This window comes from Pseudorhodoferax sp. LjRoot39, from assembly GCF_964253035.1.
Classification (GTDB): Bacteria; Pseudomonadota; Gammaproteobacteria; order Burkholderiales; family Burkholderiaceae_C; genus Pseudorhodoferax.
Genome location: NZ_CAXUQL020000001.1, coordinates 5,880,480 through 5,905,728, shown reverse-complemented (window position 1 = coordinate 5,905,728; position 25,249 = coordinate 5,880,480). Strand labels below are relative to the sequence as shown.

Genomic DNA, 25,249 nt, shown 5'->3' with positions numbered 1-25,249 from the left:
AGGGGATCGGAGCCCCGGTTGTACCATCGCCGCGCGACAGATCGGGGCCTTGGCCTACACGTGCTGCGGCCGCTGTCCGCTCGCAGCGGCCTCCCGCGTCCCGGAAAGTGCGTCAGATGCAGCACAACCCAGCCATGCCCTGCGCCAACGCCGCGTTGGTGGACCAGGATCTGCACTACTTCCGCGAGGGCACGCACAGCGCGCTGGCCGGCCGGCTCGGCGGCGCGCTGCGGCCCGGCGGGCAGGGCGCGCACTTCGCGGTCTGGGCGCCCAATGCCAACGCCGTCAGCGTGATCGGCGAGTGGAACGGCTGGCGGGCCGATGCCGAGCCGCTGGCGCGGCGCGCAGACGGCAGCGGCATCTGGGAGGGTGATGCCGCTGCCGCGCGGCACGGGCAGAGCTACAAGTACCGCATCGTGACCGCCGATGGCCTGGCGCTGGACAAGGCCGACCCCTATGCGCTGGCCACCGAGCCGCCGCCGGCCACGGCCTCGCGCCTGTGGTCGCTGGCGTTCGAATGGAGCGACGCAGACTGGCTGGCCGCCCGCGCGGAGCGCCAGGCCGGCGACGCGCCCATGTCGATCTACGAGGTGCACCCCGGCTCCTGGCGTCGCCATGACGGCCAGTTCCTGGGCTGGCGCGCGTTGGCCCAGGCGCTCGGCGAGCACGTGCAGGCCATGGGCTTCACGCATGTGGAGCTCATGCCCGTGACCGAGCACCCGTTCTACGGCTCCTGGGGCTACCAGACGACCGGCTACTTCGCGCCCACGGCGCGCTACGGCACGCCGCAGGATCTGAAATTCTTCATCGACCACCTGCATGGCCTGGGCATCGGCGTGGTGCTGGACTGGGTGCCCTCGCACTTCCCGACCGACGCGCACGGCCTGCAGGCATTCGACGGCACGCATCTGTACGAGCATGCCGACCCGCGCCAGGGCTTTCACCCCGAGTGGAACTCCAGCATCTTCAACTACGGCCGCAACGAGGTGCGCAGCTTCCTGTTGTCCTCGGCGCTGTTCTGGCTGCGCGAGTACCACTTCGATGCGCTGCGCGTGGACGCGGTGGCCTCCATGCTCTACCTCGACTATGCGCGCAAGAGCGGCGAGTGGATCCCCAACCAGTTCGGTGGCCGCGAGAACCTGGAGGCCGTGCACTTCCTGCGCACGCTCAACGCGGCCGTGGCGCGCGAGCAGCCCGGCGCGCTCGTGATCGCCGAGGAGTCCACGGCCTGGCCCGGTGTGTCGCACCCGCAAGAGGAAGGCGGCCTGGGCTTCTCGATGAAGTGGAACATGGGCTGGATGCACGACACGCTCAAGTACTTCGGCCTCGATCCCCTTTACCGCCGGCACCACCAGGGCCAGCTCAGCTTCTCGCTGGTCTATGCCTTCCACGAGCGCTTCGTGCTGCCGCTCTCGCACGACGAGGTGGTCTACGGCAAGGGCTCGCTGCTGGGCCGCATGCCCGGCGATGCCTGGCAGAAATTCGCCAACCTGCGTGCGCTGTTCGGCTTCATGTGGGGCCACCCGGGCAAGAAGCTGCTGTTCATGGGCGGCGAGTTCGGCCAGGGCCGCGAGTGGGCGCACGAGGGTGAACTGGATTGGGCGCAGTCGCGCGAGCCCTGGCATGCCGGCGTGGCCAAGCTGGTGGGCGACCTGAACCGGCTCTACCGCAGCGAGCCGGCCCTGTACCAGCGTGACTTCAGCTCCGAAGGTTTTTCCTGGGTCGCCCACGACGACAGCGAGGCCAGTGTGTTTGCCTTCCTGCGCAAGGGCGCCGATGGCGAGCCGCCCGTGCTGGTCGTCAGCAACCTCACGCCCGTGCCGCGCCAGGGCTACCGGCTCGGCGTGCCGCAGCCCGGCCTGTGGCGCGAACTGCTCAACACCGATGCGCACGACTACGGCGGCGCCGGCCTCGGGAACCATGGCGGCGTGCGGGCCTCGGACCAGGGCGCGCACGGCCATCCCCATTCGCTGGTGCTGACCCTGCCGCCCCTGTCCACCCTGATGTTCCGCCCGGAACCGGATGCCCATGCCGACTGAACCCCAAGCCGACAAGAAGCCCAGGCGCACGCGTGCCAAACTCGCCGTGGTGCCGGCCGTGTCCGTGCCCGAACCCGTGCTGCCGGAGCAGGGCCAGTCCCGCGCCGTCATCGATGCGGTGCTGCCGCAGGTCGACGCCGGCCGCTTCGCGGTCAAGCGCGTGGTGGGCGAGGCGCTGACCGTCACGGCGCACGTCTTTACCGACGGCCACGACAAGGTGCGTGCGCGGCTGTGCTGGCGCAAGGAGGGCAGCGATGCATGGCAGGAGGCGGAGATGCAGCCCGAAGGCAACGACGTCTGGTCCGCCAGCTGCACGCCCGACGCGCAAGGCCGCTGGCGCTACACGGTCTGCGCCTGGGTCGACCACTTCCAGTCCTGGCGCGCTGAACTGCTGCGTCGCGTGGACCTGGCCGACATCCTGATCGCCGCGCGCGTGGGCGCCGAACTTGTGCGCCAGGCCTCCGAGCGTGCCGAGGGCGAGGACCGCACGAAGCTGGCCAGCCTGGCCGAGAACCTGCGCAGCCGCGCAGAGACTGCCGGCCGCGCCACCATCGCCGAGATGGATTCGGTCTCGCTGGAGGTGGCGTCCATCAAAGACGCCGCACTCAGCGACGACCTCGCTGCCCTGGCCGATCGCTGGCCCGACCGCAGCCACGCCGTCTGGTGGAGCGCCGAGGGCTTGCCGCTGGTGGTGGACCGCGAGCGCGCGGCCTTCAGCAGCTGGTACGAGATGTTCCCGCGCTCGGCCGCGCTGGAAGAGGGCCGCCACGGCACCTTCAAGGACGTGCAGGCGCGCCTGCCCTACGTGGCCGAGATGGGCTTCGACGTGCTGTACCTGCCGCCCATCCACCCCATCGGCCGGGCGCGCCGCAAGGGCCGCAACAACACGCTGGTCGCCCTGGACGGCGACGTGGGCAGCCCCTGGGCCATTGGCGCGGACGAGGGCGGCCACAAGGACGTGCTGCCCGCCCTCGGCACGCCCGAGGATTTCCGCGAACTCGTGCGCGCCGCCAATGCGCTGGGCATCGAACTTGCGCTCGACATCGCTTTCCAGTGCGCGCCCGACCATCCGTACGTGAAGGCCCATTCGGACTGGTTCCGCAAGCGGCCCGACGGCAGCGTGCAGTACGCCGAGAACCCGCCCAAGAAATACCAGGACATCTACCCCTTCGACTTCGAGACGGAAGACTGGCGCGCGCTGTGGCTGGAACTCAAGAGCGTGTTCGACCACTGGATCGGCGAGGGCGTGCGCATCTTCCGCGTCGACAACCCGCACACCAAGGCCTTCGCGTTCTGGGAATGGGTGATCGGTGCCGTGAAGGCCGAGCACCCCGACGTGCTCTTCCTGGCCGAGGCGTTCACGCGCCCCAAGGTCATGCACCGCCTGGCCAAGCTGGGCTTCTCGCAGAGCTACACCTACTTCACCTGGCGCAACAACCGCCACGAGCTCATGGAGTACTTCACCGAGCTGGCCCATGGCCCCGGTGCCGACTACTACCGCCCCAATGCCTGGCCCAACACGCCCGACATCCTCAACGAGCACCTGCACCACGGTCCGCGCTCCATCTTCATGGCACGCCTGGTGCTGGCGGCCACGCTGTCGGCCAGCTACGGCATCTACGGCCCGCCCTACGAGCTGTTGCAGGGCGAGCCCGTCAAACCGGGCAGCGAGGAGTACATGGACTCCGAGAAGTACCAGGTCCGCCACTGGGGCGAACTCACACTGGACCGCAAGGACAGCATCGCCGGCTTCATCGCCACCGTGAACCGCATCCGCAAGGAGCATGCGGCGCTGCATTCCAACGCCTCGCTGCGCTTCTTCGATACCAGCAACCCCTACCTGGTGGCCTATGCCAAGCGCGATCCGGACGGCAGGAATGCAGTGCTGACCGTGGTCAACATCGACGCCACCTTCACGCAGAGCGGCTGGGTGCACGTGGACGCGGCCTGGCTGGGTGTGCCGGGCGGCAGTTTCATCGCCCATGACCTGCTCACGGACCGGTCTTTCGACTGGCAGGACGGTGGCAACTTCGTGATACTGGTTCCGTCCCAGATGCCGGCCCATGTGATCGAGATCAGAGGGAACGCATGAAGAATCCAGAACAGGCGGCAGCAGCCGACAGCATCCCGCACCTGCCCGAGGCCGGGCAGGGCCCGGTCACCCCGGTCACCGACGAGGCCCTGTGGTACCAGGACGCGGTGATCTACCAGCTCAACGTCAAGGCCTTCGTCGACTCGAACGCCGACGGCGTGGGCGACTTCAAGGGCGTGACGAGCAAGCTCGACTACGTCAAGGACCTGGGCGTCAACACCATCTGGCTGATGCCCTTCTACCCCTCGCCGCTGCGCGACGACGGCTACGACATCTCCAGCTACATGGACGTGCACCCGCAGTACGGCACGCTTTCCGACTTCAAGGAGATGCTGGCCGAGGCGCACAAGCGCGACCTCAAGGTCATCACCGAGCTGGTCATCAACCACACCTCGGACCAGCACCCCTGGTTCCAGCGCGCGCGCCAGGCGCCGCCGGGCTCGCCCGAGCGCGACTTCTACGTCTGGAGCGACAGCGACCAGAAGTACCAGGGCACGCGCATCATCTTCACCGACACGGAAACGTCCAACTGGACCTGGGATCCGGTCGCCAAGGCCTACTTCTGGCACCGCTTCTTCAGCCACCAGCCCGACCTGAACTTCGACAACCCGGCCGTGCTGGAGGCCGTGTTCGAGGTCATGCGCTTCTGGCTGGACATGGGCGTGGACGGCTTCCGGCTCGACGCCATCCCCTACCTGATCGAGCGCGAGGGCACGAACAACGAGAACCTGCCCGAGACCCACGCCATCCTGAAACAGCTGCGCGCGGCCATCGACGCCAACTACCCGAACCGCTTCGTGCTGGCCGAGGCCAACCAGTGGCCCGAGGACGTGCGCGAGTACTTCGGCGACGGCGACGAGTGCCACATGGCCTACCACTTCCCGCTGATGCCGCGCATGTACATGTCGATCGCGCAGGAAGACCGCTTCCCGCTCATCGAGATCATGCAGCAGACGCCGGACATCCCGCAGAGCTGCCAGTGGGCCATCTTCCTGCGCAACCACGACGAGCTCACGCTGGAGATGGTCACCAGCAAGGAGCGCGACTACATGTACAGCACGTACGCGGCCGACCCGCGTGCGCGCATCAACGTGGGCATCCGTCGGCGCCTGGCGCCGCTCATGGAGAACGACAGCGACCGCATCAAGCTCATGAACAGCATGCTGCTGTCCATGCGCGGCTCGCCGGTGCTGTATTACGGCGACGAGATCGGCATGGGCGACAACGTGTTCGTGGGCGACCGCAACGGCGTGCGCACGCCCATGCAGTGGAGCCCCGACCGCAACGCCGGCTTCTCGCGCGCCGACCCGCAGCGCCTGTACCTGCCGCCCATCATGGACGCGGTCTACGGCTACGAGGCGCTCAACGTCGAGCAGCAGCAGCGCGAGCCGGCCTCGCTGTTGAACTGGATGCGCCGCATGCTGGCCGTGCGCGGCACCAGCAAGGCGTTTGGCCGCGGCGACCTGCTGTTCTTGAAGCCCGGCAACCGCAAGATCCTGGCCTACCTGCGCGTCTACGGCGACGAGGTGATCCTGTGCGTGGTCAACCTCGCGCGCTCGGCCCAGCCGGCCGAGCTCGACCTCTCGGCCTTCAAGGGCCGCGTGCCCGTGGAGATGCTGGGCCGCACGGCCTTCCCGCCGATCGGCGAGCTGCCCTACCTCATGACCATCGCCGCGCACGGCTTCTACTGGCTGCGCCTGGCGACCGACGTGGCCGTGCCGAGCTGGCACCAGGAGCTGCTGCCGGCCGAGGACCGGCCCGTGCTCGTGCTGTTCGACGGCTGGAACAGCCTGTTCCGCGACCAGGTCGTGCCCTGGCGCATCGGCATGGCCGTCAAGACGCGCCAGCAGTTCGAGAACGAGATCCTGCCGCGCCACATCGAGGCCCAGCGCTGGTACGCGAGCAAGGGCACGCCCGTGCAGCGCGCGCGCATGGTGCAGCACACGCTGTGGGAGCAGGGCGACGACGGCTGGCTGCTGCCGCTCGTGGAGCTCGACGGCCCGGCCGACTCCGTCTACTTCGCGCCGCTCGCGCTGGCCTGGGAGGAGCGCGAGGAAGAGCGCTACCGCGCCTTCGGCCCCGCGGCCGTGGCCCGCGTGCGCCAGCAGGCCGAGGTCGGCTACATGGCCGATGCCTTCGCCGACGAGCGCTTCTGCCGCGCGGTGATCGCCGCCATCGGCGCAGGCCGGGCACTCGCCACCAACACCGGCAGCATCCGCTTCGTGGCCACCCGCGCCTTCGCCGAACTGGCCGGTGCCGACGTCGCACAGCTGCCGGTGGCGCGGCCGCAGGCGCAGAGCAGCAACACCATCGTGATGGTGGACGAGCGCCTGTTCCTCAAGGGCTACCGGCGCATCCGCAAGGGCGTGAACCCGGAGTTCGAGGTCGGCCGTTTCCTGACCGAGGTCGCCAAGTTCCCGCAGTGCGCGCCCGTGGCCGGCGCCGTGGAGTTCGTCGCGGCCGACGGCAGCACCAGCACGCTGGCACTGCTGCAGGCCCACATCGAGAACCAGGGCGACGGCTGGGCCTACCTGGTCGGCTACCTGGAACGCCACCTGGAAGAGCTGCGCACCCCTGTCGCGGCCGCCATGCCGGACGACGTGCACGGCGCGCACCTGGCGCTCATGCAGACGCTGGGCCGGCGCACGGCCGAACTGCACCTGGCCCTGGGCACGCACAGCGGCGACGCCGCCTTCGACCCCGAACCCCTGGCCACGGCCGATGTGGTGGCCTGGCGCGAACAGACCCAGGCCGATCTGCAGCAAAGCCTCACTCTGTTGCAATCGTCGCTGGGCCGGCTGCCCGCAGGCGTGCAGGACGATGGACGCGCCGTGCTGGCCTCCAGCACGGCGCTCGCGCAGCGCATCGCCGCAGGCGGTGTGCTGGAGAACGAGGGCCGCAAGATCCGCATCCACGGCGACTACCACCTGGGCCAGGTGCTGCTCACGCGCAACGACTTCGTGATCGTGGACTTCGAGGGCGAGCCCGGCCGCGCGTTCTCCGAGCGCCGCGCCAAGCAGTCGCCGCTGCGCGACGTGGCCGGCATGCTGCGCTCCTTCGACTACGCACGCGCCGTGGCGCTGCGCCAGGCTGCCCACACGCCGGAGGAGGAGGTGCCCCTGGCCGAGCCCGCGCGGGCCTGGGAGGCGGCTTCGCGCACGGCCTTCCTGCAGAGCTACCGGGACACGCTGGCCGGCACGCCGCTGGCCATGTCCGACCAGGCGCTGAGCCTGCTCGCGCTGTTCGAGCTGCAAAAGGCGCTGTACGAGCTGCGTTACGAACTCGAGAACCGCCCGGACTGGGTGCACATCCCGCTGGCCGGCATCCTGGCACTGGCCAGGGCGGCTTGAACCGAAAGGAAGCACATGGAACAAATCAATGTGATGCTGGAGCCCGTGCGGGCCTTTCTGATCCAGACAGGCGCTTTCCTGCCGCGCCTGGCGATCGCGCTGCTCGTGCTGGTCGCCGGCTTTCTCGTGGCCAAGGCCGTGCGCTTTGCGGTCGAGAAGGGGCTGCGCGCGATCAACTTCCACATCGTGACCAAGCGCGCGGGCCTGGACGGCTTCTTGCAGCAGGGCGGCACGCACATCGACACCATCGGCGTGCTGGGCGTGCTGGCGTACTGGGTGGTGATCCTCGCGGCGCTGATCGTGGCCTTCAACGGCCTGGGGCTCACGCACGTGACCGAGTTGCTGAGCCGCGTGATGCTGTTCGTGCCGCAGCTGATCGTGGCCTTGCTGGTGCTGGCCTTCGGCGCGTACTTCGCGCGCTTCCTGTCCAACGCGGTCGCCACCTACTGCAAGGGCGTGGGCATGCGCGACGGCCAGGCGCTGGGCCGCATCGCCTACTACGCCATCCTGGCCTTCGTGGTCATGATCGCGCTGGACCAGATGGGCGTGGGCGGCAGCATCGTGCGCGATGCCTTCCTGCTGATCCTGGGCGGCGTGGTGCTGGCGCTGGCGCTGGCCTTCGGGCTGGGCGGCAAGGACTGGGCGGCGGCCCATCTGGAGCGCTGGTGGCCGTCCAAGGACGAGCCGCGCGATCCGCCCAGCCGGCTGCGCTGAACATGGACTTCGGTGCGCAGGTCCTGGCCGCGGGCGGGGTGCGGTTCCGTGTCTGGGCACCCGGTGCGCGGCAGGCCGAGGTGCTGCTGGAGCCCGGCGGCGGCCATGCCATGCAGGCGCTGGCCGGCGGCTGGCATGAGGCCGTCGTCGCCGGGGCCGGCGTGGGCACGCGCTACCGCTACCGCTTCGACGGCGGCATGCCAGTGCCGGACCCCGCCTCGCGGTCCAATTCCGACGATGTGCATGGCGCCAGCGCCGTGGTCGATCCCTCCACCTACGCCTGGCAGGACACCGGCTGGTGCGGCCGGCCCTGGCACGAGGCGGTGGTCTATGAGTTGCATGTCGGCGCCTTCACGCCCGAGGGCACGTTTGCGGCCGCGGCCGAACGCCTGGCCGAGCTTGCGGCGCTGGGCATCACGGCCATCCAACTGATGCCGCTGGCGGACACCCCGGGCGGACGCAACTGGGGCTACGACGGCGTGTTGCTGTTCGCGCCCGAAAGCAGCTTCGGCACGCCCGACGAGTTGCGCGCGCTGGTCGACCGCGCCCACGGGCTGGGCCTCATGGTGCTCATCGACGTGGTCTACAACCACTTTGGTCCCGACGGCAACTACCTGCACGGCTACTGCCCGGAGTTCTTCAACCCGGCGCACCAGACGCCCTGGGGGGCCGCGATCAACTACGACGGCGAGCACAGCGCCGCCGTGCGCGCCTTCTTCGTGGCCAACGCACGCTACTGGATCGAGGAATTCCACGCCGACGGACTGCGGCTGGACGCCGTGCACCAGATCCGCGACGACTCCACGCTGCCCATCGTCGAGGAGATCGCCCAGGCCCTCGTGCAGGGGCCGGGCCGGCAGCGCCAGGTGCACCTGGTGCTGGAGAACGAGCACAACCAGGCGCAGCGGCTGGCTCCGGTGGGCGCGGCCACGGCGCAGTGGAACGACGATCTGCACAACGCCGCCCACGTGCTGCTGACCGGCGAGACCGACGGCTACTACGCCGACTACGCCCAGGCGCCCGCGGAACTCCTGGGCCGCGCGCTGGCCGAGGGCTATGTCTACCAGGGCCAGGTCTCGCCGCACCTGGGCGTGCCGCGCGGCGAGTCCAGCGGCGCGCTGCCGCCCACGGCGTTCGTCTCCTTCCTGCAGAACCACGACCAGGTCGGCAACCGCGCCATGGGCGAACGGCTGGACCGGCTCGCCGATGCCCGCAAGCTGGAGGCGCTCTACGCCTGCCTGCTGCTCGCGCCGCACATCCCCATGCTGTTCATGGGCGAGGAGTTCGCGGCGTCCACGCCCTTCCTGTTCTTCTGCGACTTCGAGGGCGAGCTGGCCGAGGCCGTGCGCCAGGGCCGGCGTGCCGAGTTCCAGCGCTTCGCGGCCTTCGCCGACGAGGCCGCGCGGGCGCGCATCCCCGACCCCAATGCGGCGGCCACCTTCGCCGCGTCCAAGCTGCGCTGGGCCGAGCGCGAGACCTCGCCGCACCGCGAGCGCCTGGCGCTGGTGGGCCGCCTGCTCGCGCTGCGCCACGCGCACCTGGTGCCGCGGCTGGCCGGTGTGCCGCATGGCGGCCGTTCTCTGGGCACGGGCGGCTTCGTGCACGTGCTCTGGCCACTGGCCGGCGGCGCCCGTTGGGAACTGCAGGCCAATCTGCAGGACCGGTCCTTCGCAGCGCCGGTGCCCGCAGGCCAGCCCATCTACAGCACCCATGCCGAGGCGGACCTGCCGCCCTGGTCCGTCCGCGTCACCCTCCATCCCGCATGACCGCCTCCATTCCCCGCGCCACCTACCGGTTGCAGCTGCACAAGGATTTCGACTTCGCGGCCGCCCAGGCCGTTCTGCCCTACCTGCAGGCGCTCGGCGTGAGCCATGTCTACTGCTCGCCGATCACGCGCGCGCGGCCGGGCAGCATGCACGGCTACGACGTGGCCGACCCGCGCGAGATCAACCCCGAGCTCGGCGGCCGCGGAGGCTTCGAGCGCTTCGCGCTGGCCGCGCGCGCGCTGGGCCTGCAGCTGCTGCTGGACATCGTGCCCAACCACATGGGCGTGATCGGCAGCGACAACCCCTGGTGGTCCGACGTGCTCACGCACGGCCAGGCCTCGGCCTATGCCGGCTTCTTCGACATCGACTGGCGCCCGATGGACGCGGCCATGGCCGGCAAGGTGCTGTTGCCCGTGCTGGGCGCGCCCTACGGCGAGGTGCTGGACCAGGGCCAGCTGCAGCTGGCCTGGGAAACGAAGGAGGAGGGCGAGGCCGGTCGCTTCGTGCTGCGCTACTTCGAGCACGGCTTTCCCACCGACCCGGCCAGCTGGGGCGCGGTGCTGCGCCTGGCCGCCGACCAGGCCGAGGACGCCGACACGGCCGAGGGCCTCACGGCGCTGGCCGAGCGTGCCGACGCCATGCCGCCGCGCGAGGACCGCGGCGCCGCTGGTGCCCGCGAGCGTGCCGCGGCCGCGGGCCGCTTGCGCCAGGGCCTGCAGGAGCTGCTGGCGCAGCGCCGCCCCGCGGACGCGGCCATCGCTGCCGCGCTGGAGCGCCTGAACCAGGAGCCCGGCCACGACGTGCTGCACGCACTGCTGGAAGCCCAGCCCTGGCGCCTGGGCTTTTGGCGCGTGGCGGCCGACGAGATCAACTACCGGCGCTTCTTCGACATCAACGAACTGGCCGCGCTGCGCGTGGAGGCCGAGGATGTGTTCGAGGCCACGCACGCGCTGGCGCTGGACCTCACGGCCGCCGGCATCGTCGACGGTCTGCGCATCGACCACCCTGACGGCCTGCGCGACCCGGCCCAGTACTTCGCGCGGCTGCAGGACGGCCATGCGCGCAGGCTGGCCCAGCTGCGGCCCGACGACTCTGCGCCCGCGCCCGCGCTGCCGCTCTACGTGGTGGCCGAGAAGATCACGGCCGCCCATGCCGACCTGCCTGCGGACTGGCGCCTGCACGGCACCACCGGCTACCGCTTCGGTGCACTGCTCAACAGCCTGTTCAGCGACCGCAGCCAGGCCGCGCGCATGGAGCGCGTCTGGCGCGGCTTCACGGGCGCCGAGGGCAGCCTCGAAGACATGGTCTTCGACGCCAAGCTGGCCGTGGCCTACGGTGCGCTCGGCGCCGAGCTCAACCTGCTGGCCACGCAGCTCAAGCGCGTGGCGGGCGCCAACCGGCGCACGCGCGACTACGGCTTCACCACGCTGCGCACGGCGGTGGCCGAGGCCGCTGCGGGCATGCCGGTCTACCGGACCTACGTGGTCGATGCGGCGGGCGAGGAGGACCGGCGCTTCATCGACTGGGCCATTGCCCAGGCGCGCCGGCGCACGGCGATTGCCGACGCCAGCGTGTTCGACTTCCTGCGCGCCTGCCTGCTGGGCGAGCCGAGCGAGGGCAGCGGTGCCGACGCGTTGTTGCCGGTGCGGCGCTTCGCGTGGCGCTTCCAGCAGTTCTGCGCGCCGCTGGCGGCCAAGGGCGTGGAGGACTGCGTGTTCTACCGCTACCTGCAACTGGTCTCGCTCAACGAGGTCGGCGGCGACCCGACCGCGCAGGGCCTCACGCTGGCGGCCTTCCATGGCGCCAGCAGCGACCGCGCGGCGCGCTGGCCGCACACCATGCTGGCCACCTCCACGCACGACAACAAGCGCTCGGAGGACGTGCGCAACCGCATCGCTGTGCTGTCGGAGCGGCCGGCGCTGTGGCGGCTGGGCCTGATGCGCTGGCACCAGCTCACGCGCTCGCTGCGGCGCGAACTGCCCGGCGGCACGGCGCCTTCGCGCGACGACGAGCTGCTGCTCTACCAGGTGCTGCTGGGCGTGCTGCCGGACGGAGAGATCGACGCCGAGACCCTGGCCGCGCTGCGCGCGCGCGTGGGCCAGTACATGGCCAAGGCCGCGCGCGAGGCCAAGCTGCGCACGAGCTGGGTGCGGCCCGACGCGGACTACGAGCAGGCCCTGCAGGCCTTCATCGACGGTTTGCTGGGCCGGCTGGCGCCCAATCCCGCGCTGTCGGACCTGCGTGCACTGGCGAAACAGCTGGCCTGGTTCGGCGCACTCAACAGCCTGTCGATGGTGGCGCTGAAGTTCACCTCGCCCGGCGTGCCCGACATCTACCAGGGCAACGAGATGCAGGACCTGAGCCTGGTCGACCCCGACAACCGCCGGCCCGTGGATTACGCGCAGCGCCAGGGCACGCTGGCCGCGCACGAGGCGTTGCTGCTGGCTGCCGAGCCCGACCGGCTCGCGGGCCTGGCGCGCATGTCGGCCACGCCTGCCGATGGCCGGCTCAAGCTCTGGGCCACCTGGCGGCTGCTGGCGCTGCGCCGCGAAGACCCGGCCCTGTTGCGCGACGGTGCCTACATCGCGCTGCGCGGCACCGGCCGCGCGCGCGAGCATGTGGTGGCCTATGCGCGGCGCACGGCCACGGGCCTGCTCGTGGTGCTGGCCGCGCGCCTGTTCGCGCGCCTGCTCAAGAGCCTTGATGCCGCGCCCGTGGGCGAGGCCTGCTGGGGCGATGCGAGCGTGGATCTGACACCGGCCTTCAAGGACTGGAACGGCAGCGCCGGCGACGTGACGGCGTTGGAACTCATGGGCCATGTGCAGCGCCGGCTTCCGCGCGGGCCGCTACGGCTGGCCGATGCGCTGCAGGCGCTGCCGGTGGCGGTCTACTGGGTCGACTCGCGCGGGCCGGCCGTCACGGCATGAGCGGCTGCATGCCGGTCGGACGCTTCAGCGCGTCGTCCGCGGTGGCAGTCTCGTAGCGCGCGCGGCCCTGCTGCTTGGCGCGGTACAGCGCCGCATCGGCCGCCATCACGAGCTGCTCGTGCACGTGCTCGGGCTGGGGCACCAGGCTGGCCACGCCGATGCTGACGCTGATCCAGGGCGACAGCGGTGAGTCCGGGTGCGGCAAGCGTGCCTGGGCGATCGCATCCAGGCAGCGCTGCGCGACGCGGGCGCCGGCGTGTGCATCGGCGTCGATCAGCAGCACCGCGAATTCCTCGCCGCCGTAGCGCATGAGCTTTTCCACCGGCGTGCGCAGGCAGGCCGACAGGACCTGGGCCACGGCGCGCAGCGCGGCATCGCCTTCGGGGTGGCCCAGGTGGTCGTTGTAGCGCTTGAAGTGGTCCACATCCAGCATCAGCAGCGCCAGCGGCTGGTGGTTGCGCAGGCCGCGCGCCCATTCCAGCGCCAGCGTCTGGTCGAACTGGCGGCGGTTGGCCACGCCCGTGAGCCCGTCGGTCAGCGACAGCGCGGCCAGCTGGGCGTTCATGCGCTCGAGCTCCAGCTGCGAGCGCTTGCGCTCGGAGATGTCCAGGTGCGTGCCCACCACGCGCAGCGGCTTGCCGCGGGCGTTGCGCTGCATCACCATCGCATGCGTCAGCACCCAGATCCAGTGGCCATCGCGGTGGCGGTAGCGGTGCTCCAGCCGGTAGCTCGGGGTTTCGTTGCGCAGGTGCGCGACGATGGCCTGTTCGGCTTCGGCCTGGTCGTCGCGGTGCATCAGGCCACGCCAGAATTCCGCGCGCAGCGGCTCGTCGGTGGGAGGGTAGCCCAGCATCTCCATCTCGCGCGCGTTGACGGTGATGGTGTCGTCGGCCAGGTTCCATTCCCACAGGCCCAGGTCGGCACCGCGCAGGCCGAACTCCAGCCGGCGCGCGCTCTCGCGTTCGGCCTGGGCGGCGTTGCGTTCGGTGCGTTCCTGCAGATGGCGCCGGCCCTGGTGCCAGCGCAGCCACACGGCGCTGACGGCCATGGTCAGCGCCAGCAGCAGCAGCTCGGTGCGCAGCGCGGACCACCAGGGGGCCAGCACGGCGTCGGTGCGCCGGCTCATGTACACCACGAGTGGGCGGTCCAGCAGCAGCGCCGCCGGCTCCACGGCGCGCAAGGCCATCATGCGCATTTCGGACGTGCCGACGACCTCGCCCTGCAGCAGGTTGTGCATGCGGCCACTTTGCATGTGGACGCGGAACAGCGAGCCCGGCTGGTTCAGGTCGAAGCCGATGCGCGCGTCCTCCAGGGGCGAACTCACGATGATCGGTCCGTCGCCGTGCGCGATGGTGGCGCGTGCGTCGGGGGCGTAGAGCAGGGCGCGCAGCACGATCTCGAAGTAGTCGATGTCGAACGACGCGCTGATGACGCCGGAGAAGCGGCCATCCGTGTCGTGCAGCGTGCGCGACAGCACGGTGGTGAAGTTGCCGAGCACCGAGCGAAACGGTGGCGACACATACAGGGTGTCGGGATGGCCGCTGTCGCGCACGGTCGTGAAGTAGGGTCGTGCACTGACGTCGCGGTCCGTCAGCTCGGGCTGGCTGGCCGCCACCACGCGGCCTTCGCGGTCGGTGATCTGCAGGCCGCGCACGCCCGGCATCGCCTCGGCCAGCAGCTTCAGCGGGAACGGCACCGAAGGCGCGCCGGCCAGGTCTTGCGGCAGCAACTGGCCGGCGCCTGCCAACGCCGCGCTGATGGCCTTCAGGTGGCGGGTGAGGTGGATCTCGACGGCCTGGGCCTGCCCCTGCAGGCGCTGCATGTCCTGCGCGACGATGCGGTCGCGGGCGCGCCAGCTGGCATGCCAGGCCAGGGCCAGCAAGAGCAGCCAGGTCAGGGCCCACAGCGCCCACTCGCGGTGGCTGCGCCGCCGCAACAACGTCACCGGCCCGCGCCGCCGCTGGGCAGCTTCCAGGGGGGCGGAGCCGGTTTCCGGGGATTGCATTGGCCGGCGATTGTGGAAGGCTGGGCGCGCGCGTCAAGCGGGATCGCACCATGCTGTCCGCAGCTTGGCGGAAAAACGCAGCCTTACAGGCGCAGCCAGTCGGGCCCGGTCTGCTCGGCGTCGGCCGTGGCCAGCTCCTCCAGGAAGGCCTGGCACCACCAGTGCACGTCGAAGCGGCGGATCGTGGCCATCAGGTTCTGGTGGCGGCGTCTGCGCTCGGCCAGTGGCAATTGCAGCGCGAACTGGATCGCATCGGCCGTGGCCGTGCTGTCGTAGGGGTTGACCAGCACCGCGCCTTCGCGCATCTGCTCGACCGCGCCGGCAAAGCGCGAGAGCACCAGCACGCCGGGGTCGTCGGGATCCTGTGCGGCGACGAACTCCTTGGCCACGAGGTTCATGCCGTCGCGCAGCGGCGTGACCAGGGCCACGCGTGCGGCGCGGTAGAGCCCGGGCAGGCGCTTGCGGGCCATGGTGCGGTGCATGTAGCGCACGGGGACCCAGTCCAGTTCGCCGAAGTCTCCGTTCATGGAGCCGGCCAGGCTTTCCAGTTCGCGCAGGATGTCGCCGTAGGCGTCCACGTCTTCGCGGCTGGGTGCGGCGATCTGGATCAGCGTGGCGCGGCGGATGTTGTCCGGGTGCCGGCGCAGCAGCTCGCGGAAGGCGCGCAGCCGCTGCGGCAGGCCCTTGGAGTAGTCGAGCCGGTCCACGCCCACGAGCAGCTGGCGGCGCGAGTATTCCTCGCGCATGCGGCGGTACATCTCGGTGGCGTCGTGCGCATGGGTGAGCATGTCGAACTCTTCCACGTCGATGCCGATCGGGAACGCTGCCGTGCGCAGCGTGCGGCCGAAGGCGCGCCAGCGGCGGCCATCGCCGTCGCGGTTTTCGGCGCGCGCTTCGGTGGCGGCGTAGCGGTTGAAGTGCTCCAGGTCGGCCTCGCTCTGGAAGCCCACCAGGTCGTAGGCGAACAGGGCCTGCGCCAGCCAGTCGTGCGCGGGGATGGCGGTGAAGATCTGCGGCGGTGGCAGCGGGATGTGCAGGAAGAAGCCGATCCTGTTGCGGCAGCCCAGTGCCCGCAGCTCGCTGGCCAGCGGGATCAGGTGGTAGTCGTGCACCCAGACGATGTCGTCTTCTTTCAACAGCGGCATGAGCTTGGCCGCGAACAGCTGGTTCACGCGGCGGTAGCCGTCGATGTAGCCGGCGTCGAAGTCCGCCAGGTCCAGCCGGTAGTGGAACACCGGCCACAGCACGGCGTTGGAGTAGCCCAGGTAGTAGGCGTCGTGGTCCCATTGCGAGAGGTCCAGCGTGGCCAGCGTGACGTTGCCGGCCTGCTGCTGGTGCACTGGCGTGTCGGGCGGCGTGGCACCGTCCTCCGGCAGGATCTTGCCGCTCCAGCCGAACCACATGCCGCCATTGGCCTGCAAAGCGCCCGACAGGGCCACGGCGAGGCCGCCGGCCTCGGTCTTGCGGGGGTCGGCGACGCGGTTGGAGATGCACACGAGACGGGCCACGCGTTGTTCCTTTTCTTGGGTATGGCGTTGGAAGGAGAAGCGGGTCAGCGGGCGAGCCAGGCGGCGAGCCCGGCGCGCACGGCGGCGGGGCCGGCGATGCGGTGCTGCGCCAGCGTGTCGCCCGGGCCGACCTTGATGCCCACACCGCCCAGCTGCTGGGCGACCTGAAAGCCGGGCTCGTCGGTGGTGTCGTCGCCCAGGAACACCGGCTTGCGGCCGGCGAAGGGCGACTCCTCAAGGAAGGCGCCGAGCGCCTTGCCTTTGTTGGCCAGCGAGGACTTGGCCTCGAACACCATCTTGCCGTGCAGCAGCGTGACGCCCGGCGAGGCCGCGACGGCGGCCTCCATGGTGCGCCGGCACAGGTCCTGGAGCTGGGGCGCCTGGCGGTAGTGCAGCGCCACGGCGCCGCGCTTGGGCTCCACGGCCAGGGCCGGGTGGTCGTGCAGCAGCTGCGCCGCGGCCTGCTCCACGGTGTCCAGCGAGGGCGTGGGCAGCAGCACGAGGTTGCCGTCGGCGGCGCGGCGCTCGCTGCCGTGCACGCCGGCGGCCGGCAGGTCCAGCGGGTGCAGGAAGGTGTCGATGGCGCCGACCGAGCGGCCGGAGACCACCGCCAGTGCACCGCCCAGCCTGTCGCGCAGCGCGGCCAGCAGCGGCACCAGGTCGGTCGGGATCACGATGGCGTCGGGCTCGGGCGCCAGCTCGACCAGCGTGCCGTCGAAGTCCAGGAACAGGGCGGACGCATCGGCGTCCAGCAGCGGGGCGAAGGAGAAGTCGGTGGCCTGGGTCATGCGTTGCGGGCGGGGGCCTTGTGGCGGATCTCGAGGAACAGGAAGCAGAGCACGGCCAGCGCCAGCGGCGCCAGGTAGTACAGCGCGCGGTAGGCCAGCAGCGTGCCGATCAGCTGGGCGGGCGCAATTTGCGTGCCGAGCAGGGCGACGAACACCGCCTCCAGCACGCCCAGCCCGGCCGGCACGTGGGTGACGACGCCGGCCACGGCGGCCAGCAGCAGCACGGTGAGCACGGTCACGTAGTCCACCTGGCCCTGTAGCAGCACGAAGATGGCGCCGGCGATCAGCGACCAGTTCAGGCAGGACATGGCCAGCTGCAGCAGCGCCGTGCGGCCCGAAGGCAGCGTGAAGGTCTGGCCGCGCAGCGCGAGGCTGCGCTTGCGCGAGAAGGCGCAGGCCGCCACATAGCCCAGAGCCACGGCAGCCAACAGGCCGCCTGCGATCTGCAGCACCGCGTCGCTGATGTCCCATTCGGCCGGCAGGGCGAGCGGGAACAGCGCGAACGCCAGGCCGCCCAGCAGCAGGTAGCCCAGCCAGTTGGTGACCATGCTGACGGCCATGACGCGCGTGACCTGCATCTCGTCCAGGCCCAGCCGTCCGTACAACCGGTAGCGCGAGGCCACGCCGCCGACCAGGGCGCCCATGTTGAGGTTGAAGGCGTAGCTGATGAAGGTGACCAGCATGACCTGAGGCGCGGGCAGGCAGTGGCCCACGGCGCGCCGGCCCAGCAGGTCGAAGGTGGAGTAGAGCAGGTGGCTCGCGAACGCGAGGCCGCCGGCCGCCAGCAGCACGGGCAGGGGCAGCGCGCGCAGCGTCTGGGCGACCTCGTCCCAGGCAATGCTGCGCGCCTGGCTGACCAGCAGGTAGCCCAGCAGCGCGAAGAAGGCCAGCCAGAAGGCCTTGCGCAGCCAAGGCCACCAGGGGCGCGCGCGCAGGGCAGGGCGCCGCGCCACGGTGCCGGCCGCCACGGCGCTCATCGTGCCGCCTCGCGCGCAGCCGTGGGGCAGGCTTCCACCAGGCCATCGCTCTCCAGCGCGGGCACCAGCTTGGGGACGTGGCGCGGCAGGCCGCCGAGCCAGCCGGGGTAGCGGCGCAGCACGTGGAACACCACATAGCTGCGCAACAGCTGCCAGCCGCTGGGTTCGCCGATGGTGTCGCGGTCGATCTGCTGGCAGGCGTTGTCCACGAGGTGGTCCAGCCGTTCGCGCAGGGTCTGGTTGAACGCGCGGTCGTGGATCAGCACATTGGCTTCCAGGTTCAGCGCCAGGCTCAGCGGATCCAGGTTGCTCGAGCCCACGGTGGCCCAGCGGTCGTCCACCAGCGCCACTTTGCCGTGCAAGGGACGCTCGCAGTACTCGTAGACCTCCACGCCGCCACGCACCAGGTGGTGGTAGAGCATGCGTGCCGCCACCTTGACAATGGGCATGTCGGGCTCGCCCTGCAGAATCAGGCGCACCTGCACGCCGCGCCGGGCGGCGCGGCGCAGTTCGCGGATCAGCCGGTAGCCGGGGAAGAAATAGGCGTTGGCAATCGTCACGTGCTCGCGTGCGGCGCGGATGGCGAGCCGGTAGTAGCGCTCGATGTCGTTGGTGTGGCGCGTGTTGTCGCGCGTGACCAGCATGGCCTGCGCATCGCCGGCCGGCGGCAGCGCGCGGGCGCGCTGGCGCATCATCGGCCGGTGGCGGAACCAGCGGCGCACACCCTGCTGGTGGCGCAGGCCCTCTGCCAGCATGGCGTGCACGAAGCGGTGGATGTCGCCGACCAGGGGGCCGCGGATGCGCACCGAGTAGTCCTGCTTGGCCTGGGGCCCGAAGTCCATCAGGTGGTCGGCCGAGTAGTTGATGCCGCCGATGAAGGCCACTTCCGCATCGACCACCACGATCTTGCGGTGCATGCGCCGCAGCATGTTGGTGCGCCACTTCCAGATGCGCAGGCCCGGGTCGAACACATGCACGCGCACCCCGGCCTCGCACAGGCTGCCGATGAAGCGGTCCGACAGGTCGGGCGAGCCAAAGCCGTCGATCGTCACGTCGATCTGCACGCCGCGTTTCGCGGCGGTCAGCAATGCTTCGTGCAAGGCCAGGCCGACCTTGTCCTCGAACAGGATGAAAGTCTCCAGCACCACCTCCTGGCGGGCGTTGGCGATGGCGTCGAACACGCGCGGGAAGAACTGCTCGCCGTTCTCCAGGAGTTCCAACTCGTTGCCGCTGGTCCAGCGCGTCGCGTTCATGGGTGGTGGTGTGACAAGGGACAGGCTTGAGGTGTACCCCGCAGTCGGCCGGGCTCCTGTAGGACAAGGGCGGCTGGGGCTGTGTCGCGACGCCCTGACATGGGTTGATGGTGTGAAAATGATAACTAAAATATGCTTTTTGTAGAAAATGCATATTAAAGTGATCTATATTGCTGTCGAGAGATAAAATAACTACGCTTTTTACTAAAAAAGATCATTGTCATGAGCATCGTCGCCCAACTGTCCGAAGCCCGCAAACGCATGGGCATGACCCAGGCCGCCCTGGCCGAGGCGGCGGGCCTGTCGCGCATGACGGTCCAGCGCATCGAGAGCGGGGACATCGACCCGCGCCTGTCCTCGCTGCTGGAAATGGGCCGGGTGCTGGGTCTGGAGGCGCTGGCGGTTCCGGCCGCGCTGCGCCCCGAGCTCGAAGCCTTCGTGCGTGCCGGCGGCCGCCTGCTCGGCCAGCCGGCAGGCGCTGGCGCCCCGCCTTCGGTGGTCGATGCGATCGGGCGCCAGCACGATGGAGACAGGGGATGAGCACCGCCATCCGCTACCTGCGGATGCATCTGCACCTGCCGGACCGCAGCCGGCGCGCCATCGGCTACCTCTCGCAGTACGGCGACATCCTGCGTGCCTCGTTCGACGCCGACTACATCGCCGATCCGGGCCGGCCCACGCTGTCTCTGGCCTTCCGCGGTGCGCGGGAGGACGACACGCGCGCCATCCTCGCCGCGCCGCATGACGCGCGGCTGGTGCAGCTGGGCGGGCGCTGGCCGGCCTGGTTCGCCAACCTGCTGCCCGAGGGCCACAACCGCGAGCGGCTGGCGCGCGAGCGCCGCTGCAGCCCCGACGACGAGTTCGAGCTGTTGGCCGCCGCCGGCCACGACCTCATGGGCGCCATCGAGGTCGAGCCCGTGCCCGCGCGCGAGGGCATTCCCGACGTGGTGCGGCATTGGCACACTGCGCTGGGCCTGGACGTGCTGGAGCCCGGCTTCGTCGAACAGCCGGTGGAGGACGCCGCCGCGCTGCCCGGCGTGGTGACCAAGTTCTCGGCCGTGCAGGACGGCCGGCGCTACGTGGTGCGCCGGCACGGCCAGGCCGGCGCCTTCATCCTCAAGCTGCCGACGGCGCGGCACCCGGACCTGGTGGCCAACGAGATGGCGGGCTACCGCCTGTGCGGAGCGCTGGGCCTGGCCTGTGCCCAGGCCCGCGTGATCTCGCGCGCCGATGCCGAACTGCCCGAGCAGTTGCCGTTCGCGCAGATCCTCGCGGTGCCGCGCTTCGACCGCGGGCCCGACGGACAGCGCATCCACATGGAGGAGTTCGCCCAGGCGCTGCAGTACCCGCCGCAGCACAAGTACGGGCGCGAGATGGTGCGCGACTACGCCACCATGCTGGAGGTGCTGGACCACTACTCGGCCCGGCCGGTGGCCGACGTGCGCGAGTTCCTGGGGCGCTTCGTCGCGTTCATCCTGATGGGCAACACCGACGCCCACCTCAAGAACTGGGCGCTGCTGTACCCCGACGCGCGCCAGCCCGTGCTGGCGCCGCTGTACGACCCGGTCTGCGTGAGCGCGCTGTTCGCCGAGGTCGGCCCGAACGACTACGCCGTGAACCGCGCCATCGATACGCGGCTGCGCGCCTTCGGCTGGGGCCAGCTGGAGGCCATGCTCAAGGCCGCGCGGCTGCTGCGCGTGCCGAATCTGCTGCGCATTGCGCGCCAGCTGGTCAAGCAGGCGCAGGCGGACTGGCCGGCGCTGCTGCAGGAGGCGCCGCCGGCGGTGCGCGCGGCGGTCAGCGAGCGGCTGGCGGGCGGCGTCGCGCTGGCGGCTTGACGGCGCGGGCCTGGCTGGCCGCAGCGGGCGCCACGCTGGCGCAGTGCTGCACCACCATGCTTGCGATGAAGCGCAGCTGCCGGGCTTCGGCCTGCGCGTCGGCGCCGAAGGTGCGGCCCACGCCCAGGCCACGCAGACAGGACAGCAGCGTGTCCACCAGGGTCTGGCAGCCTTCGCCCCCGCCGGCTTCCGGGAACATCTCGGCGAAGCGCGCGTGCAGCCGAGCCGTCATCGCGTCGCGCCGCTGCCCCACGTGTTGCAGCACCGCCGGTTCGCCGGCGCAGCCGAAGTAGACCGACCAGGCCACCAGGAAGCGCGCCGGTTCGTACGAACGCAGCCATAGGGCCTGCACGAAGGCCTCGGCGCGTTCGGCGAGCGGCACGGAGGGGGCGGGCCAGATGCCGCCGCTTTCGATGGGCAGCGTGCCCAGGTGGTCGATCAGGCTCAGGATCAGGTCGGCCTTGCTCGGGAAATGGTGCTGCACGGCGCCCGTGGTCACGCCGGCGCGCTTGGCGATCTCGAACACCGTGGCGGCCTGGAAGCTGCGCTCGCTGATCAGCGCGACCGCCGTGTCCATCACGCGTTGGCGCGTTTCGGTGGAGCGGCTGGCCTGGGTGCGGCGGGTCTTCGGGGGCAGGGCGGACGGCATGGCGGGATTGTCGGCTTCAGCCAGCAGCTTCCGTGCCCATGGCCCGACAATTGCATGTTGCATGTGACCTGTAATGTAAATTGAAAGTCATGAACTTCTCTCGTCTCTCCATCTTGCTCTGTGCCCTGGCTGCCGGCTGGGGTGCCGCCCATGCTCGCGTCGTCGATTTCAAGACGGTGTCGGCCAAGCCGGCCTTCGAGGGCCGCGTCTTCGGCACCGCCGGCACCTACGAGCGCATCGACGCGGTGGCCTCCTTCGCCGTCGACCCGAAGTCGCCGCAGCTGGCCCACATCGTGGACATCGGCCGTGCGCCCGTGAACGCGGCCGGCCTGGTGGAGTTCTCGACCCAGGTGACGGTGCTGCGCGCCGCCGATCCGGCCAAGCGTTCCACCACGCTGCTGTACGAGGTGCCCAACCGCGGGCGCAGCCATGCCATGGTCATGCTCAACCTTGGTGCGGTCAGCAACATTCCGAGCAAGGCGGCCGAGGCCGGCGATGGCTTTCTGATGCAGCGCGGCACCACGGTCGTCTGGAGCGGCTGGCAGAGCGACATCGGCAGGGCCTTGATCCACATGCAGCTGCCGGTGATCGACAGCGTGCGCGGCACCACGCGCGAGCAGTTCATCTTCGACAAGCCGGGCGCCACCGGTGTGGGCGAGCTGACCTATCCCGCCAGCGACCTGGACCCGGCGCGCGCCGTGCTGACCGTGCGCGCCCGCGATGCGGACACACCGCGCGTGCTGCAGGGCGCCTTCCGCTACACGGCGCCCAACCGCATCGAGATCACGCGGCCGGCCAACATGGACGCCGGCGCCATTTACGAATTCGTCTACCCCGCGCAGGGCGCCGTGCCGGCCGGCCTGGCCTTCGCGGCCACGCGCGACCTGGTGTCCTTCCTGCGCGGCAACCCCGGCCATGCGCTCGCCAGCCCGCTGTCGGGCATCCAGCACACGCTGGGCCTGGGCATCTCGCAGTCGGGCCGTTTCGTGCGCGACTTCATCTACGAGGGTTTCAACGCCGACGAAGGCGGGCGCCGCGTGTTCGACGGCGCCATGCCGCACATCGCCGGCTCGCGCAAGACCTACGTGAACTACCGCTTCGCGCAGCCCAGCCGCTACTCGCGCCAGCACGAGGACCACGACTTTCCGGGCGACCAGTTCCCGTTCACCTACGCGCAGACGCGTGACCCCGTGAGCGGCAACAGCGGCAGCCTGCTGGAGGCCTGCCGCGCCACCGCCACCTGCCCGCGCATCGTGCATGTGGACTCGTCCACCGAGTTCTACCAGGCGCGCGCCTACTTGCTCAGCACCACGCCGGACGGCAAGCCCGTGGCGATGCCGCCCGACGTGCGCCTGTACTTCGTGGCCGGTGCGCCGCACTTCAACCGCTGGGGCGCGGCGCCCGAGGCCGTGCCGGTCTGCGCGCGGCCGAGCAATCCGCTGAATCCCTCGCCAGTGTTGCGCGCGCTGTACGTGGCGCTGGAGGACTGGGTCGCCACCGGCAAGGCGCCGCCGCCCAGCCGTTTTCCTTCGCTGGCCGACAAGACCCTGGTGAAGCTGGAACAGCTGCAGCCGGCGCGCATCGCGGGCAGCGCGACGCAGCCGGCCTACAACCAGCTGCAGGTGATGGACACCACGGTCCAGCCGCCCCTGCGCGGCAAAACCTATCCGGCCTATGTGCCTGCCACCGATGCCGATGGCAACGACCTGGGCGGTGTGCGCCTGCCCTTCGTGCAGGCGCCGCTGGCCACCTTCACGGGCTGGAACCCGCGCGCACCGGGCTATGGCGCGGGCGACCTGTGCAACGTCTACGGCGGCTACGCCGCGCTGCCGCGCCAGGCCACGCCGGGCGACAGCCGCACGCCGCTGGCCGTGCGCTACCCCGAGGGGGCCAAGAGCTACGTGGAGCAGGTGGACGCCGCCGTCAGCCGCCTGGTCCGCCAGGGCTTCATGCTCGAAGGCGACCGTGCGCTGGTGGTCGAGCGCGCGCGCGTGGAGGCGGCCGCGGCCTTCGCGGCTCCGTGATCAGCGCGGGCCGCCCACTGCCTGACCGATCTCCTGCGCGATCTCCTGCGTGACGCGCAGGAAGCGGTCCACGTCGGCCGTGCCATGGCAGTGCAGCGGCGACACGCGCACGGCCCCTGCCAGCCCGAACGATTCCAGCATGCGCCTGGAGTACAGGCTGGTCGCCACGCGCTCGTAGACCACCACGCCGCGCTGCTCGTATTCGCGCACGGCCTGGGCGTACTCCAGGCCGTCGATGCCGATGGCCAGGATCAAGTCACGCTTGGCCAGGTCTTCATGGTCCAGGAACACCTGCACCCCGCGCTGGTGGCGCAGGCCGGGCGCGGCTTCACTGCCTTCGAGCAGTCGCGCCAACAGCGCGCGTTCGTGCAGTTCGATCTTCTCGATGCCGTGGGCGAACAGCGCGCGCCGGTCGCCGGCTGCGCCGCATTGGGCGCCCAGCCAACTGACGTAGTCGACGATCTCGCTCATGACCACGAACTGCCAGGGCGCGGCGCTGCCCAGGTCCCAGAAGTCGGGCTTCTTGGCCGCCAGCTTGTGGTGCGGCAGCAGGGCGGCGCGGTCCGACAGCCAGGCCAGGCCCGAGCCGCGGCAGCCGAAGAACTTGTAGGGCGCGATGTTGATGCCGTCCACCGGTGTCTTGGCGAGGTCGATCAGCCCGTGCGGCGCGTGCTGCACGGCATCAACCACGATGTAGAGGTCGGGCTTGATCGCGCGTGCGCGCCGCACGATGGCGGCGATGTCGAGCTTGGCGCCCGAGATGTTGGAGGCGTAGATCACGCTCAGCAGCGCGGTGTCGGCATCGACGAGGCGGCAGATGGCGTCCACGTCGACACCGCCCGTGGCCGGGTTGGATGGCGCCACGCGCAGTTCGCGGCCCGTGCGCTGCGCGTACAGCTGCATCGCGTCGAACGAGGAGGGGTGTTCCAGCACGGTGGTGACCATGTTGCTGCCGGGCACGTTCTCGGCGATGGCACGCACCATGTCGAACATGGCGCCCGAGGCGGTCAGCGCCGCGTAGACGCTGCCGCCCTCGGCGTTGAGCACGGTGCGCAGGTCCTGCGTGCCCCTGGCCTGCACCTGCTGCAGGAACACCGCAGTTTCGTGGATGCGCTCGGGGTTGTCGGGCACGGCGTCGATGCGCGCGAATTGTTCGACGGCCGCTTTCAGCCGGAACGAGCCGCCCGCGTTGTCGAAGAACAGCCGCTCGCGGCCCGTGATGTCGTGGTCGACGTGCAGGAAGCGGGCCTTGATCTGCGCCTGCAGCGCGTCGGAGAAGAGTTCGCCTTGGGGGGCTGTCATGGGTGTTCCTTGGATGC

Annotated in this window: 16 protein-coding genes; 9 read left to right on the top strand and 7 right to left on the bottom strand. The window is 70.4% G+C overall.

From position 1 onward, the window contains the following. Window positions 1–116: 116 nt before the first annotated feature. From glgB to treY, 6 genes are read left to right on the top strand one after another with little or no spacing between them, the layout of a single operon-like run. A complete protein-coding gene (gene glgB / locus ACSQ4M_RS27595) occupies window positions 117–2,039 on the top strand; it encodes a 1,4-alpha-glucan branching protein GlgB (protein WP_436192582.1) in 1,923 nt (640 codons plus the stop codon). Further along, complete coding sequence (locus tag ACSQ4M_RS27590; RefSeq protein WP_436192581.1) at window positions 2,029–4,131, top strand: alpha-1,4-glucan--maltose-1-phosphate maltosyltransferase; 2,103 nt, start codon at window positions 2,029–2,031, stop codon at window positions 4,129–4,131. Before glgB ends, ACSQ4M_RS27590 begins: the two co-directional genes overlap by 11 nt. Then, entirely contained in the window at window positions 4,128–7,481 is a 3,354-nt protein-coding gene (gene treS / locus ACSQ4M_RS27585; protein ID WP_436192580.1) for a maltose alpha-D-glucosyltransferase, read from the top strand. Before ACSQ4M_RS27590 ends, treS begins: the two co-directional genes overlap by 4 nt. Window positions 7,482–7,496: 15 nt before the next feature. After that, window positions 7,497–8,195 carry a mechanosensitive ion channel family protein gene (locus tag ACSQ4M_RS27580; protein WP_436192579.1) on the top strand — a complete coding sequence of 233 codons (699 nt, stop codon included), beginning with the start codon at window positions 7,497–7,499 and terminating at the stop codon, window positions 8,193–8,195. A 2-nt stretch (window positions 8,196–8,197) separates the two neighbouring features. Further along, complete coding sequence (treZ, locus tag ACSQ4M_RS27575) at window positions 8,198–9,961, top strand: malto-oligosyltrehalose trehalohydrolase (protein ID WP_436192578.1); 1,764 nt, start codon at window positions 8,198–8,200, stop codon at window positions 9,959–9,961. Beyond that, the gene (gene treY / locus ACSQ4M_RS27570; RefSeq protein ID WP_436192577.1) at window positions 9,958–12,888 is read left to right on the top strand and encodes a malto-oligosyltrehalose synthase; all 2,931 of its coding nucleotides are present in this window, start codon (window positions 9,958–9,960) and stop codon (window positions 12,886–12,888) included. Before treZ ends, treY begins: the two co-directional genes overlap by 4 nt. Here treY and ACSQ4M_RS27565 read toward each other — a convergent pair. The 5 genes from ACSQ4M_RS27565 to clsB all read right to left on the bottom strand — a co-directional run bounded on the left by ACSQ4M_RS27565 (window position 12,878) and on the right by clsB (window position 19,419). Then, the gene (locus ACSQ4M_RS27565) at window positions 12,878–14,893 is read right to left on the bottom strand and encodes a diguanylate cyclase domain-containing protein (protein WP_436192576.1); all 2,016 of its coding nucleotides are present in this window, start codon (window positions 14,891–14,893) and stop codon (window positions 12,878–12,880) included. The two genes, treY and ACSQ4M_RS27565, sit on opposite strands and share 11 nt — an antisense overlap. Before the next feature lie 83 nt (window positions 14,894–14,976). Further along, complete coding sequence (locus ACSQ4M_RS27560; RefSeq protein WP_436192575.1) at window positions 14,977–16,401, bottom strand: alpha,alpha-trehalose-phosphate synthase (UDP-forming); 1,425 nt, start codon at window positions 16,399–16,401, stop codon at window positions 14,977–14,979. Between the two features lie 44 nt (window positions 16,402–16,445). Beyond that, entirely contained in the window at window positions 16,446–17,189 is a 744-nt protein-coding gene (otsB, locus tag ACSQ4M_RS27555; protein ID WP_436192574.1) for a trehalose-phosphatase, read from the bottom strand. After that, a complete protein-coding gene (locus ACSQ4M_RS27550) occupies window positions 17,186–18,166 on the bottom strand; it encodes a lysylphosphatidylglycerol synthase domain-containing protein (protein WP_436192573.1) in 981 nt (326 codons plus the stop codon). Before ACSQ4M_RS27550 ends, otsB begins: the two co-directional genes overlap by 4 nt. Then, the gene (gene clsB / locus ACSQ4M_RS27545) at window positions 18,163–19,419 is read right to left on the bottom strand and encodes a cardiolipin synthase ClsB (protein ID WP_436192572.1); all 1,257 of its coding nucleotides are present in this window, start codon (window positions 19,417–19,419) and stop codon (window positions 18,163–18,165) included. The genes ACSQ4M_RS27550 and clsB overlap by 4 nt, the downstream gene beginning before the upstream one ends. A 222-nt stretch (window positions 19,420–19,641) precedes the next feature. Between clsB and ACSQ4M_RS27540 the strand changes: the two genes are divergently transcribed. Then, on the top strand, window positions 19,642–19,959 hold the full coding sequence (locus tag ACSQ4M_RS27540) for a helix-turn-helix transcriptional regulator (RefSeq protein WP_436192571.1): 318 nt from the start codon (window positions 19,642–19,644) through the stop codon (window positions 19,957–19,959). After that, window positions 19,956–21,257, top strand: a complete 1,302-nt coding sequence (locus tag ACSQ4M_RS27535) for a type II toxin-antitoxin system HipA family toxin (protein ID WP_436192570.1) — start codon at window positions 19,956–19,958, stop codon at window positions 21,255–21,257. The genes ACSQ4M_RS27540 and ACSQ4M_RS27535 overlap by 4 nt, the downstream gene beginning before the upstream one ends. Here ACSQ4M_RS27535 and ACSQ4M_RS27530 read toward each other — a convergent pair. After that, window positions 21,217–21,906 (bottom strand): TetR/AcrR family transcriptional regulator, encoded by a 690-nt coding sequence (locus tag ACSQ4M_RS27530; RefSeq protein ID WP_436192569.1) that lies wholly within the window; start codon window positions 21,904–21,906, stop codon window positions 21,217–21,219. The two genes, ACSQ4M_RS27535 and ACSQ4M_RS27530, sit on opposite strands and share 41 nt — an antisense overlap. An 89-nt stretch (window positions 21,907–21,995) precedes the next feature. On the opposite strand from ACSQ4M_RS27530, the gene ACSQ4M_RS27525 reads away from it, so the two are divergent. Further along, a complete protein-coding gene (locus ACSQ4M_RS27525; RefSeq protein WP_436192568.1) occupies window positions 21,996–23,930 on the top strand; it encodes an alpha/beta hydrolase domain-containing protein in 1,935 nt (644 codons plus the stop codon). On the opposite strand, the gene ACSQ4M_RS27520 is transcribed toward ACSQ4M_RS27525, so the two are convergent. Further along, window positions 23,931–25,232: an aminotransferase class V-fold PLP-dependent enzyme gene (locus ACSQ4M_RS27520; protein ID WP_436192567.1), complete on the bottom strand. Its 1,302-nt coding sequence runs from the start codon at window positions 25,230–25,232 to the stop codon at window positions 23,931–23,933. Window positions 25,233–25,249: the final 17 nt, after the last annotated feature.